The organism is Enterococcus sp. CWB-B31 (assembly GCF_020567645.1).
Classification (GTDB): domain Bacteria; phylum Bacillota; class Bacilli; order Lactobacillales; family Enterococcaceae; genus Enterococcus_L.
The window spans coordinates 80,278-94,025 of the sequence record NZ_JAJDJW010000010.1 but is presented as its reverse complement, the minus strand read 5'-3'; the positions used below and the strand labels follow the sequence as shown (position 1 = coordinate 94,025).

The 13,748-nt window shown below is 37.4% G+C and carries 13 protein-coding genes and 1 other annotated feature (1 of these 14 running past the window's edge); of the genes, 12 read left to right on the top strand and 1 reads right to left on the bottom strand.

The window, feature by feature from the left end:
* Positions 1 to 231 (top strand) — a binding site (T-box leader) (it extends 25 nt beyond the left edge of the window).
* 127 nt (positions 232 to 358) lie between these two features.
* From LI954_RS10450 to LI954_RS10435, 4 genes are read left to right on the top strand one after another with little or no spacing between them, the layout of a single operon-like run.
* Positions 359 to 1,429, top strand: coding sequence for a methionine ABC transporter ATP-binding protein (locus LI954_RS10450; protein ID WP_229444436.1), 1,071 nt, complete (start codon positions 359 to 361; stop codon positions 1,427 to 1,429).
* An 11-nt stretch (positions 1,430 to 1,440) separates the two neighbouring features.
* Positions 1,441 to 2,121, top strand: a complete 681-nt coding sequence (locus LI954_RS10445; protein WP_202067726.1) for a methionine ABC transporter permease — start codon at positions 1,441 to 1,443, stop codon at positions 2,119 to 2,121.
* Between the two features lie 16 nt (positions 2,122 to 2,137).
* Positions 2,138 to 2,971 carry a MetQ/NlpA family ABC transporter substrate-binding protein gene (locus LI954_RS10440; RefSeq protein ID WP_202067727.1) on the top strand — a complete coding sequence of 278 codons (834 nt, stop codon included), beginning with the start codon at positions 2,138 to 2,140 and terminating at the stop codon, positions 2,969 to 2,971.
* A 32-nt stretch (positions 2,972 to 3,003) separates the two neighbouring features.
* The gene (locus LI954_RS10435) at positions 3,004 to 4,197 is read left to right on the top strand and encodes an amidohydrolase (RefSeq protein WP_229444435.1); all 1,194 of its coding nucleotides are present in this window, start codon (positions 3,004 to 3,006) and stop codon (positions 4,195 to 4,197) included.
* 642 nt (positions 4,198 to 4,839) lie between these two features.
* Here LI954_RS10435 and LI954_RS10430 read toward each other — a convergent pair.
* The gene (locus LI954_RS10430; RefSeq protein WP_202067729.1) at positions 4,840 to 5,277 is read right to left on the bottom strand and encodes a universal stress protein; all 438 of its coding nucleotides are present in this window, start codon (positions 5,275 to 5,277) and stop codon (positions 4,840 to 4,842) included.
* 268 nt (positions 5,278 to 5,545) lie between these two features.
* Here LI954_RS10430 and LI954_RS10425 point away from each other — a divergent pair, with 268 nt between their 5' ends.
* The 8 genes from LI954_RS10425 (at position 5,546) to LI954_RS10390 (ending at position 13,418) form a co-directional block, all read left to right on the top strand.
* Positions 5,546 to 6,067, top strand: coding sequence for a GNAT family N-acetyltransferase (locus LI954_RS10425; protein ID WP_202067730.1), 522 nt, complete (start codon positions 5,546 to 5,548; stop codon positions 6,065 to 6,067).
* Between the two features lie 714 nt (positions 6,068 to 6,781).
* Complete coding sequence (locus LI954_RS10420) at positions 6,782 to 7,522, top strand: metal ABC transporter ATP-binding protein (protein ID WP_229442060.1); 741 nt, start codon at positions 6,782 to 6,784, stop codon at positions 7,520 to 7,522.
* A complete protein-coding gene (locus tag LI954_RS10415) occupies positions 7,523 to 8,377 on the top strand; it encodes a metal ABC transporter permease (RefSeq protein WP_202067732.1) in 855 nt (284 codons plus the stop codon). It begins immediately after the preceding gene.
* Positions 8,367 to 9,308: a metal ABC transporter substrate-binding protein gene (locus LI954_RS10410; protein ID WP_202067733.1), complete on the top strand. Its 942-nt coding sequence runs from the start codon at positions 8,367 to 8,369 to the stop codon at positions 9,306 to 9,308. Before LI954_RS10415 ends, LI954_RS10410 begins: the two co-directional genes overlap by 11 nt.
* A gap of 604 nt (positions 9,309 to 9,912) precedes the next feature.
* Positions 9,913 to 10,428, top strand: a complete 516-nt coding sequence (locus LI954_RS10405; protein WP_202067734.1) for a QueT transporter family protein — start codon at positions 9,913 to 9,915, stop codon at positions 10,426 to 10,428.
* A gap of 600 nt (positions 10,429 to 11,028) precedes the next feature.
* A complete protein-coding gene (locus LI954_RS10400) occupies positions 11,029 to 11,673 on the top strand; it encodes a hypothetical protein (RefSeq protein ID WP_229444434.1) in 645 nt (214 codons plus the stop codon).
* A gap of 154 nt (positions 11,674 to 11,827) precedes the next feature.
* On the top strand, positions 11,828 to 12,346 hold the full coding sequence (locus LI954_RS10395) for an RNA polymerase sigma factor (RefSeq protein ID WP_229442057.1): 519 nt from the start codon (positions 11,828 to 11,830) through the stop codon (positions 12,344 to 12,346).
* Positions 12,339 to 13,418, top strand: a complete 1,080-nt coding sequence (locus LI954_RS10390; RefSeq protein ID WP_229442056.1) for a hypothetical protein — start codon at positions 12,339 to 12,341, stop codon at positions 13,416 to 13,418. Before LI954_RS10395 ends, LI954_RS10390 begins: the two co-directional genes overlap by 8 nt.
* Positions 13,419 to 13,748: the final 330 nt, after the last annotated feature.

The following is a 13,748-nucleotide window of genomic DNA, read 5'->3' as shown; positions in this document are numbered from 1 at the left end:
AGATGGATTTTTATCAGACAGAGAGCCTGGGCAGCTGAAAACAGGTGATAAAAGACATGTGGAAAATGGCCATTGAGCAGCATCCCGAGTGGAGACTTTCTTCATAAGGCGGTGACGGCAGCACCCGATATAGTGCAGAGGTATAAGTGATGAAAATCACCGTACCTGCAGAGGAGACTGCTGTGAAGCAGTGTCGAAAAGAGGTGGTAGCACGCAGAAGGCGTCCTCAAGTGTATAAGGAATTTGTACATTTGAGGATGCCTTTTTTCGTTGAAGAAGAGCAGCTGAAAAAAGAATTGAACGGTGGAGCTGAAAATAAGCTTCATCAGTCTTGTAAAAAATACGTGAGGTGAAATCTATGATTGAGTTGAAAAATGTGAGTGTGACATTTCAGGAAAAAAAGAAAAAAATAGAAGCGGTAAAGGAAGTCTCTTTGAAAATTGATAAGGGTGACGTGTTTGGTATTGTGGGGTATTCAGGTGCCGGAAAAAGTACTCTGGTTCGTGTTATCAATTTGCTTCAGCGCCCAAATATCGGGGAAGTGATTATCAATCTGGAAAATCTTCTGAGCTTTTCACCAAGGAGGCTGAGAGAACAGAGGAAAAAAATTGGGATGATTTTTCAGCACTTCAATTTGATGAATGAACGGTCTGTGTTTGACAATATTGATTTTTCTCTGAAGTATTCAGGGTTAAATAAACAGGAGAGAAAGAGAAAAATAAACGAACTGCTGCAGCTGGTTGGGCTGGAGGAAAAACAGGAAGCCTATCCCAGCCAGCTGTCAGGAGGACAAAAACAACGGGTAGCGATTGCAAGAGCATTGGCAAATGATCCGGAAATCCTGCTCTGTGATGAAGCAACAAGCGCTCTTGATCCTAAAACAACGATTCAAATACTTGAATTGCTGAAAAAACTTAATCAGGAGCTGGGTCTTACCATCGTTTTAATCACTCATGAAATGCAGGTTGTCAAAGAAGTATGCAACCGTGTTGCGGTAATGGAAGATGGAAAGGTGATTGAGGAAAATGATATTGTAACAGTCTTCAGTGATCCCAAAGAAGAGTTGACGAAGGATTTTATTCGAACTGCAGCACATATTGATCAGGCACTGCAAACCATCATTGAACACCCAACATTAACTAATTTGGCTGTTAATGAAGAACTTGTAGAATTGTCTTACGTTGGAGAGCAGACGAGTGAGCCGCTGATTGCCCAGCTGTTTAGTAAATATCATGTGATTACGAACATATTATATGGCAATGTAGAAATTGTTCAGCAGGTGCCGATTGGACGCCTGATTGTCGTTTTATGCGGCGAAGAAAATCAACGTGTGAAGGCCAGAGAGTTTTTGGCAGAGCAGCAGGTGAAGGTCAGCGTACTTGAAGAGATAAATCAGAATAAAGAAAAACGGAAATTACAGGTTATATAGGAGGAGACGAGATGCAGCAATTTTTACAAAACTATTTTCCAAATGTCATTCAGCTTAAGCAGGAGTTTATCAATAGTACAATTGAGACGCTGTACATGGTATTTTGGACAGCTTTGGGAGCTGGAATTTTAGGAATTATCTTAGGGGTCATTTTAGTGACAACAGCTCCAAAAGGAATTTTTTCAAATCAGCTTGTTTACAATATTTTGGAGAAATTCATAAATGTTTGTCGTTCCATTCCCTTTATTATTATGCTGGCACTGATTCAGCCGATTACTCGTATGCTGACAGGAACGACAATCGGAACCACGGCAGCTCTGGTTCCATTAATTGTGGGAGTAACGCCATTTTTTGCCAGACAAATTGAAAATGCGCTGCTGGAAGTGGATCAGGGGATCATAGAAGCAGCTGAAGCGATGGGCACCAGTCCTTTTGGCATCATTGTTCGAGTTTATTTGATTGAGGGTCTGCCCAGTATTATTCGGGTGTCAGCAGTAACAGTGATCAATTTAATCGGCTTAACGGCAATGGCTGGTGCTATAGGTGCCGGAGGATTGGGAAATCTGGCAATTACCAGAGGCTATAATCGATTTCAAACAGACGTGACTATTGCAGCAACGGTGATCATACTGATTTTGGTTTTTCTGAGTCAGTTTATCAGTAATTTATTAATAAAAAAAACATCACATTAGAAATGGGGACATAAAAATGAAAAGAACAGTTAAATTTTTAGCAGCAATTGCTTTAGCAGGAATCGTATTGGCCGGATGTTCATCAGGAAGTGCCAAGATAGACAAAAATGAGGTAGTCAAATTGGGTGTGGTTGGTGCCAACAATGAGGTCTGGGAATCGGTAAAAGACCGGTTGAAGGAAGAAAATATTGAGTTGGAAATTATTGAGTTTTCGGATTATACGCAACCAAATGCTGCTTTGGCAGAAAAAGAAATTGACTTAAATTCATTCCAGCATCAGATATTTTTGGATAACTACAATACCGAACATAAAACGGATCTTGTTTCAATTGGAAATACAGTCAACGCTCCTTTGGGTGTTTATTCTGAGAAGTTAAAAGATATTGAAGACATAGAAAACGGCGGAGAAATTGCCATCCCAAATGATACAACAAATGGCGGGAGAGCTTTGTTATTACTGCAAAGTGCAGGATTAATAAAAGTTGATCCAGGAGCACAGCAGACTCCGACAGTTAATGATATTACGGAAAATAAGCGAAATCTGAAAATTACTGAACTGGATGCCGCTCAAACTGCTCGTGTCCTTCAGGATGTGGATGCGTCAGTTATTAACAGCGGAATGGCTGTTGATGCAGGTTTTATTCCTACCGAAGATGCAATCTATCTAGAGCCGGTGGATGATACGTCAAAACCCTATGTGAATATCATTGTGGCGAGAAAAGAAGATGAAGACAATGAGCTGTATCAAAAAATCGTCGATGCTTATCAACAGGATGAGACAAAAACGGTGATTGATGAAAGTACGAAAGGCTCAAGTATTGCTGCGTGGGAAACTTTTGGACGCAAGTAAACTAATGATTGAGGAAAATGGAGGAAGGAACTATGAGTACAGCAGTGAAACAAAATATACGAGATGAAGTTCTGGCAGGAAAAGAGGAAGTAATCTCTTTACGAAGATATTTTCATCAGTATCCAGAAGCCAGCTTAAAGGAATTTCAGACGATTAAAAAAATCAAAGAAGAGTTAACAAAACTCGGAATCTCTTATGTTGAAGTAGGAGAAACAGGAGTGCTTGGAACGATAGAAGGTAAAAAAGGAGCTGGTAAAACGATTTTACTGCGTGCAGATATTGATGCATTGGAATTGGAAGATAAAACCGGGAAAGAGTATCAGTCTAAAAATCTGGGATTAAATCATGCCTGCGGACATGATGGACATGCTGCGGCTTTACTTGGAGCTGCCAAAATCTTAAAAAATCGTGAAAATGATTTTACAGGAAAAATTCTGTTGGCTTTTCAGCCGGCAGAGGAGATCGGGGCAGGAGCCTGCCAGTTTGTGGATGGCGGTTTTGTAGACGAGGTAGATCGTGTGTTTGGTATCCATCTGGATTCTAGTGTTGAAGTTGGTAAGTTAGTGGCAACAAAGGGACCGACGAATGCCTCCTGCGATATTTTTAAAATTGAAGTGGAGGGCTTCAGCAGCCATGTGGCACAGCCTGATGTCGGCAGAGATGCTGTATTGGCAGCTGCCAGCATTGTGGTTGAACTGCAGAAAATTGCAGCAAGAGAAGTTTCCCCTCTGGATACTGTTGTTGTCGGAATTGGTGTACTGAACGCCGGAACACGGTACAATATTGTTGCCAATCATGCAGAAATTGAAGGAACTGTTCGAACATTCAGCCATGAAACGAGGGCGTTTGTTTTAAAACGAGTGAAAGAAATTGCAGAGCAAATCGCAGCAGCCCATCGTACAAAAATCTCGGGATTTTCTATCTATGACGCAGCAGGACCGCTGATCAATGAAGAGGAGTCAACCCAGCTGGCTCAAAAGGTTGCAGCCGAAATTGTTGGAATCGAAAATGTAATAACTGATAATCAAAAAAGTCTTGGAGCAGATGATTTTGCAGATTTCCTGAGTAAAGCTCCCGGCGTCTATGGACGGGTGGGGACTCGTAATTTAGAAAATCCAGATACTCAGTACGGCCATCACCATGAAAAATTTGATATTGATGAAGATGGACTGGCGTATGCGACAGAGTATCATGTGACGTACGCACTAAGTTATTTAGCAGAGTAAAAGTTGTTCTCCTGACTAGAGTATTGGCCGAATTAAAACTAAGCTATGCTTCTAATTCAAGAAACGTGCAGCCAGTGTGGGAGCAACTCGGCAGAAAACGCTGAGTTCATCCCTAACTAGAGTCAAACTAGCTGTAAAGTCGTACAATATTTAACTGAGCTCGCTTCAATAAGTATTCCTTGAATAGAGGCTCGCTCATCTAGGAGCATTAGCAGGATGGTATATAATGCTCTGATGGGGATAAATTTGTCAAAATTTATTCCATATACAAAGAGATAGCTGTATAGGAACAGCATTCCTTTTTTAAACGGAGTTGACGCCTCCCGTAGTTACCTCTTTGAAATAGAGTTTTCAAACAAGTCCTAATTCCTCGGAGCAGTTCAGTAAATAGAAAAATCAGCAAGACTTTTCTCGAATGAGGAGAGGCTTGTTGATTTTTTTATGGAAATAATTTTTGAGAAATACGACTATTAGAAACGAACTTCCTACCTAAAAAATAAGCAAAATATTGAACAATAATTTATAAAACTGCATAATTTAAAGAGAAAAGTATCGAAAAAAATGAAAAATTATTGATAAGGGCATAGGTCTGTCTAAACAAATATGCCGATGACTTCTACAGCATCGGCATAAAATATTCAATTATTCTTTTACAACAAGCACAGTACAAGGTGCATTCTGGACAACATAGTTCGTTGTTGATCCGACAGTTGTTTCAGTCAGCCGTCCTTTCCCTGTAGCCCCTATAACGATTAAGTCAATTTTTTCCTCAGTTGGAACCGTTGTTGCGATGTAGTGTTTCGGGTTGCCGATTTCAACAATAGGGGTGACATCAAATAAATTATGTTCAGAAGCATAAGCAAGGTGTTTTGCCATTTCGCTTTCAACCAGCTCTTTTTCTTCTTCCAGAACTTTTGAAAAGGCAAAAGAGCTGTGGCTGATGGCATTTTTATCAATGATCGCCAGGACATATAGTGCAGCACCATTTTGAGCAGCAATTTCAACAGCATGTTTCAAAGCGAGTTCAGAGTTTTTGGAACCATCTACGGCGACTAGGATTCTTTCATAGTTTTTCAGCATGGTACTCATCTCCTTCTTGTTCATTTAAGTATAACATGTACAAAATTTAAAAAGAAATGGAAGGCTGCTTTATGCCAGATGAAAATGAAGAAATACATGAGCTGCTGATCAGGTGATTGGGTCAGCCTCATTCTATTAACAAAAAATAATTTGAAGCAGTTTTTGCGTACGTTTATTTATATAGTAAAATGGAAAATAAGAATAATAAGCCAAATAATTATAGTACTTATCGATTAAAAATAAATTTCAGAAAGAGCAGGACCGTAGAATGAAACTATATTTAAGACAGGCAACACTTGAAGAGCTTCAACAAATCATGACAATTATCGAAACTGCCCGTGTGGAGTTGGCGAACAGAAAAATACCGCAGTGGCAAGCTGGGACCGGACCAAATGAGGAAATGTTGAAAGCAGATATTCTTTCAGAAAATTGCTATGTCCTAATTCTGGAGAGCGAGCTTGTTGGTATTGGTGTAATTTCTGAGGAAAAAGATCCCGCGTATGAACAGATTAAAAATGGGCAATGGGAGACGAAAGCAGCAGGTTATGCATCCATTCATCGAGCAGCTGTCAGCAGTGAGCATCAGGGGAAGGGACTGGCTGTTATGATGCTTCGCTTTCTGATAAATGCTGCCGTATTAAAAGGCTTTGTAGATATTCGTATTGATACTCACCCAAAAAATGAGATCATGCAGAAGGTCATTCAACGGGCAGGATTTGAGTTTGCTGGGGAGATTGAACTTGAAGTTCCAGATGGAGAAAGATACGCATATCAGATTTCACTGAATTAGTTCAAAGGGAAAAGCAGTCTGCTTTCTATGATTAATAGCAGGAACGAAGTAAGGAAATAATGAATGATGATCTATATTGTAAACTTTTTATTAATAGCGAGCTAAGCAGACAGAGCGTAATTGAAAGGAGTACAGATTTTCTGAATATGAATTTTTCTGAAGAGTAGATTTTTAAGAATTAAATACTCTGCATCGAAAGTTGAAAAAATGAGAAATACGATGAGAATCACTTAAAAGAATTTTCTAATGATTTTCTATTCTACCCTTATTATATAGTATAGATAAATTTGACTTTACCCATTTTTCACTAAAAACTCTATTATATCAGTAGTTGTAGATGCTGTTTTCTAAACAAATGAAGTACGCTTCGCAATACTGTCAGTTCAATGCTTTTCTGTATTAATTTCAAAAATTTTGAGTAAATTCAAAGAGATAAAGAATGGAAACAACAGTATAAACAAATGCTCCAACAATTGTTGGAGTATTTGTTGTTGTAAGGATTTCAATATGCGGTAGTGTGCTGTTTCGAAGGAAAACGTCTCTTTAAGGGAGGATATAAGACCTATCAGATCAATGATTAACGAGTACTAAAAGAAAAATCGGAAAATATTTTTCCGGTTTTTTTCTTTTTTCTTGATAAAGATCAAACGCTGTATTATAATAATGTTAATTAATTTTAGGTGTACCTAAAATTAAAGAAAGGGCGATGCTTAAATGGATAATAATCTATTAATCAATCATCTAACGATTTCCTATAAAAGAAAAATAGCTGTTCAAATTGAAAATCTGATTATTACCAAAAATCAGCTGACTGGTATTATCGGACCCAATGGTGCAGGAAAGTCAACGTTGTTAAAAGGAATGCTTGGATTGATTCCCATAAACAGAGGAGAAGTAGTCTATAAAAACCAGCCAGTAAGCCGACAATTAAATAAATTTGCTTATGTGGAACAAAGACAGGAGATTGATTTATCCTTCCCGATAGATGTTTTTGGTGTTGTTCTACTGGGCACTTATCCGAAAATCGGTTTAATTAAAAGACCGGGTAAAAAAGAAAAGGAACTGGCGTGGAGCTGTCTGGAAAAAGTGGGTATGGCTGATTTTGCTCATAATCAGATTGGCGAGTTGTCAGGCGGACAACTACAACGGGTCTTTATTGCCCGGGCATTGGCTCAGGAAGCAGAATGGATTTTTTTGGATGAACCTTTTGTTGGAATTGATGCTACGAGTGAAAAGATTATTATTGATTTGCTTAAGCAATTAAGAGATGAAGGAAAATCTATAGTGATTGTCCATCATGATCTTCACAAGGTCAGGGATTATTTCGATCAGCTGGTTTTATTGAATAAGCAGGTCATAGCTTTTGGTTCTGTCGATCAGGTGTTTGAAGTTGATAATATGAAAAAAACGTATGGAGAAGAAATAGCTGAAATGCTGAGGCTGGGAGGGAAATAGATGATTAACAATTTTATTGACGGACTGATGAACTATCAGTTTTTGAAAAATGCTCTCTTTACTTCTGTAATGGTAGGAATCATTGCAGGTGTTATCGGATCATTCATTATTTTGCGGGGAATGTCTTTGATGGGAGATGCGATTTCTCATGCTGTCCTTCCTGGGGTAGCTGTGTCGTACATGCTCGGTACAAGCTATATTATTGGCGCTACCTTGTTTGGAATTGGATCAGCTGCCTTGATCGGATTTGTCACAAAACACAGCAGATTGAAAACAGATACGGCGATTGGTATTGTCTTTAGTTCTTTTTTTGCCTTGGGAATTGTCCTGATTTCATTTGCAAGGAGTGCCACAGATCTTTATCATATTCTGTTCGGAAATGTTTTGGCAGTCAGAGATTCAGATATGTATTTAACCGCAGGTGTCGGTTTTGTAGTTATAGTCGTAGTGTTGTTGTTCTATAAAGAATTAAAAATTACTTCATTTGATCCGATAATGGCTCAGTCTTATGGATTAAATGTGAGCTTTATTAATTATCTGCTGATGTTTCTTTTGACTCTTGTGGCTGTTACTTCGCTGCAGACAGTAGGTACAATTCTGGTTATTGCCATGCTGATTACTCCGGCTGCAACTGCGTATCAATTAACAAACAGTCTTCCGAAAATGATTGGTCTTTCTGTATTGTTCGGAGTGTTAAGCTCTATCATCGGACTTTTTTTCAGCTACAGTTATAATCTGCCATCAGGAGCAACCATTGTTTTGACGGCAGCAGTGTTTTTCATTTTAGCATTTGTATTTTCGCCAACGAAAGGAATGATTTCCGAATTAAGAAAGGAGCAGCAGGATGAAGCATAAATTAATTAAAGCAGGATTGGCAGGACTTGCAGCTGTTATGTTCTTAACCGCTTGTGGAAATAAAGAGGGGAGTAGTAGCCAGGCGGAAGATCAGAATAAACTGACGGTAGTTGCTACAAATTCAATCATTGCGGATATGGCTGATGAAGTCGGGAAGGATTTGGTATCCATACACAGTATTGTCCCTGTAGGAACAGATCCTCATGAGTATGAGCCTCTGCCTGTAGATATTCAAAAGGCCAGTGAAGCAGAAATCGTTTTATATAATGGACTAAACCTGGAGACAGGAAACGGCTGGTTTGAGAAGTTAATGGAAACATCTGGTAAAGAAGAAAATCAGGATTACTTTGCAGTCAGCAAAGAAGTTTCTCCAATATATTTGACCAGTGAAGGTAATACAGATCAGGAAGATCCGCATGCCTGGCTGTCAATTACAAACGGGATCGCTTATGTCAAAGAAATCGCAAGAATTTTTGAAGAAAAGGACCCGGAACATGCCTCTGTTTATAGAGAAAATGCGGAAAACTATATTGAGCAGCTGGAAGAACTGAATGAGAAAGCAAAAAATGAATTTGCTGATATTCCTGAAAGTAAAAAGCTGCTGGTTACCAGCGAAGGAGCTTTTAAGTACTTTTCGAAAGAATATGGACTGAAGGCTGCTTATATTTGGGAAATTAATACAGAAAGTCAGGGAACACCGGAGCAGATGAAGTCAATTATTGATACAGTTAAAAAATCAGATGTTCCTGTGCTGTTCGTTGAAACCTCTGTAGATGCGAGGAGTATGGAACGACTGTCCAAAGAAACAGGATTGCCGATTCACAGCAAAATATTTACTGATTCCCTTGCGGATAAAGGTAAGGATGGTGATACATATTACAGTATGATGGCATGGAATCTTGAGAAGATTCATGAAGGACTGTCGGAATAAAAGAAGGGGTAGAAACAACTGAAAAATGATCTTAGTAAGATGGCATTCATCACTAAGATCATTTTTTTTATCTGTTGCTTAATTATTGTTTTTCAACGACTGCCTGCCAGATGCCCTTAGAACCAGTTCTAAGGTAAAATGGAGGACGGTGCAGAGATTCAAGCGATTAGTAATGGCGATTTTCCAGGTTGTACAATGCTGGAAAAGGTTACAGAGTTTTCTATTTCCTTGAAGGGAAAACCTTATATGTATTTTAGAATGGCCAGTCGAAACAGATAAACAGAAATTTAGGAGGGAAAATCATGAGCTTTGATCGTTTGGCAAAAAGCTATTATTGTAAAAGTCGGCAGTGAAGAAAATATTTTTTCGATTGTTCCATTATTGCTATCTAAAAAGCTTTAAGAAATTTATCAATGTTTTTCTTTGTTTTAAGTCACTGCTGAGCCAAAAATTAAACCAGTTTGTTCATCATTGACAATCAAAGATAAGGATGATAGTATTAGTGCCGTTACAAAATATCAAGTTGTTTGAAGCAGCTTCTTACTTGTAACCTGGGTTCATCAACCATCCCCAGTAAAAAAACTAGGAGAAAGAAGGAGAAATTATGCAATCATCTGTTTCATCAGGTAAAAAACTGCGAGTAGTCACACTGAACGCAATTATTATGGCACTGTATTTGGCGTTAACATTGTTTGTTGCTCCTGTTGCTTCCGGTCCGATTCAATTCAGAATTTCAGAAAGTCTGAACCATTTGGTCGTTTTCAACAGAAAGTTGATGTGGGGCGTTTTAGGCGGCGTTATTTTTTATAATATTATTTTTGGGTACGGTGTCATTGACGCTTTATATGGCGGAGCACAGACTTTCGTTTCTTTAGGTTTGACCGCTTTACTCTATAATAAAGTAAAAAGCGAGAAAATACGACTTGTCTTAAATACTTTATTTTTTACAGTATCAATGGTATTTATTGCGGTCATGCTGGTAAATACAGGCGGAGCAGAAAACGGCGGATTCTGGACAACCTATTTGTTTTTGGCTCTTAGTGAATTTATCGTTATGGCGTTATCAGCACCATTGATGTATTTCTTAAATAAAAAGATCCATTTTGAATCACGAATCTAAACAGATGTGTGATGTCAAAGTTTGGATAGGTTTTGAATTTTTAATCAAAGGACAGGACAATTAGCAGATTGTTCTGTCCTTTGTTTTTTGTCTGACTGTCTTAAATATTTTTCTGTCAGTTTTACCTTAGTTTAATAGGCAATTAAAAAAATTTTCCAAGTCACTGTTATTTTAACAAAATCTGCAGTAAATTAGTATTACATGAAACAGTGGCTGTTCCACAAAAGTGATTGGGTCCTTTTATCCCCCAAAAAAGTTCTTTATACTGAACCTTGCATGACTTATCCAAGACCAATGTAAAGGATTTTTTTTGTCATGGAATAGGTGAAGAGTTTAATGCAACAACAGTGACATTCAGTATAAAATATGAAAGGCTATTTGGTGTTGCGTCTGATTATTTCCCGCTTGCAAATAAATCACTTATTGCATATGATAGTGTATTTCGGCTCGTCAACTATTTGCTAGATATTTTTTATTATATTATTATGAAAAATACAGAAAGATTAAAGTTAAGATATTTCTAATGTTATTTTATAAGTAGTTGTTATAGGTTTGCGCGCGACATTATAGTTGCTAAATATAAATATTGGAGGGGTTTAAATGAAATTCAAATTATCTTCTAAAATATTATTTTTAGGTGTTATTGGTCTATCTGGGTTAATTTTGGGTACGGTTAATGTCAACGCTGCTTCTTTTGAAGATATGAAAGAACATGTTGAAGCTGGTGAGGGTCAGGTGTATAATCCAATCTCAAATGAGATTATGGATGAAGAGAAATCGTTAGAGTATGTTCAATATATTGAAGAAGCATTGGAAGGTTCAAATAGCGAAGAAATCCCAGAGGAAATACAAATAGAAGCTTTTATAGAAACTAAATCTGAGGAATCACCGCAATCAAATGTTGACGATATGTTCCCACCAATATTAACACGAGGAACAACGCCACCGACTGGGACACCTAGAATTGTGGATGATTTCGTAAAACCATATGAATCAAATCCTTTTTCTGGTAGTGGTTGGCATTTCAGCGGATTGAGATTTACAGTGAGAAATGTAAAGCTTAGCCCATATTTTGGTATAAGAGCACACTTAGATTCATTCAAATTTTTCAACGGTATGCATGATGTAGTTGTACCAGTTAGCAATAATTTTACGTATACAGTTTCAAATTTTAGAGGTACGCCATTTATCGGTTATTTTGCTACTTGGAATCCAGTAACAAATAGTCGTTATCATATCTATTAATAAATTTCTAATATTAGTAAAATCAGAGTGCAGTTAAAAATTGTTCTCTGTTTTTTTTTATTTCTTAAATATAAAAAATAAATTACTATTAAGTGAAACCTTTCAGTACATTTTTTTCTCTAATAAGTATAGGGAGGAGGAGGCAAAAGAGTTTATGAAAAATGAGTTACAAGTGAGTTTGGTTGAGAAGGCCAAAAAAGGTGACGCTGAGGCGTTTGTAGAGCTTTGTCGATGTTATCAAAGTGTCTTGTATAACTCAGCGTACAAGTTACTTCAAAATAACGAAGATGTCTCGGATTGTCTACAAGAAACTGAAATAATTGCGTGGAAAAATATTAGTATGCTTAAGAACTCAGCTGCATTTAATACTTGGATTTTTAGGATTATGATAAATGTAGCAAAGGCTATTGTAAAACGAAGAATTGATATGGTTCGGATTGAAGAAAATGATGTGTTTGTTGAAGAAAAATATTATGGAGAATCTGAACTAGGGCAAATATTTGATCTGTTGCCTGAGAAATATAAAATTCCCATAATATTACATTATTACGCAGGTTTCAATATTAAGGAAATTGCCAGCCAACTGAATTTACCTAAAAATACAGTGAAAACTAGGTTAGCACGTGGAAGAGAGAGGTTAAAAATTTTATTGGAAGGAGAACAAAATGGCTGATAAAAACATGAACTTTATTAGAAGTGAAATAGAAATTCCAGAAGAAGTGTTGAAGGATTTAGAGAAAAACCGACAAAGAATACTAAGTCACGAGGTGGAGCAGAAAATAAATACGAAGAAACATAAAAAAACAGTGATTTTAGCAGTTCTAGCAGTAGCGGTAGCAATGATTCTTTTTGTTAATCCGCAAGTTAACTCGGCTATAAGGAATGCTTTGGGGATAAGCAAAGATTCGGGTGTTGCAGCAATAGAAGATAAAGGGATAGAAAACAATTTGAATCTAGTAAGCAAATCAAATGACATGGAAATAACGTTAACAAAATTTGTTTCGACAAAAAGAAAAATGGCATTTGAGTATCAATTTAAAATGGATGAGGAATTAAAGACATTATTGGAAAAGAACAGTAAAACAGAAGATCCGTGGGCTAAGACATTTGAATTTATAGATGTTTCGCTCTATGTTAATGGGGGAACGAAGGATATCTATGGTGGAGTATCAGGTAGTTCAACCAGTCGAGTTGAGGGAGATATGTTTTACGGGTCTGTATTCTCAACTTTTGATAAGGAAATTATTCCTGAAAATGCCAAATTGACATTACATATCACTCGGTTAGCTTGGCAAGATAAGGAAGCTGCAGCAGCTGAGATATCGAGAGCAATGGAGAATCCAGACCCAACGGCAACGTTTACAATAGAGAATGCTATTGAATATGAGGGGGATTGGTCTTTCGATATTGAGTACAAACCATTGATGCAAACAGCTGCCCCAGAAATCAGTAACATAAATAATATTAGTGACATTCAAGTGAAGAGTGACGCATTACAAACCGTGGTGAAATTCAAGGCACCAGTCAATGAAGATAGCAGAACAGCGGTAACAATTTACAAAGATGGTGTTAAATTAGATGGTGTGACACATATGGGAAGTCAACAAATTGACGAAATCAGTGTTACTTTCAGCTTAAGTGCATTGGATAAAACAAATTCTGTTTATACGGTCCAATTAAATAAGATAGATTCTTTTGGTGAACCGATTGAAGAAATAGGATACTTTGATCTGAAAAATAACTAAAATGTTAATATTTCAAATTTTTACCTTTTTTATAGGAAAACTACAGATTAGTCAATTTGAATCGGATGGGTCGGGACTGTGACAAAAGCAGTCCTAAAATAATTAAAAAAGAAAAATGGCAATCGAAAATTTGTTGAAAGCTTTCGATTGCCGTTTTTCTTTGTCTTTTCCCCGTGCTCTGGCAGCTAATTCATCATGCTTAAAGCTAAAATGACAATCCCGGATTCTCTCCGAACCTTCTCCATCCCCTCTACATGATAACGGGTGAAACCCAAACAAGCCTGCTCTTTTTTCTTAAACATCTATTTTACAGTACCAGATTCAGTAAAT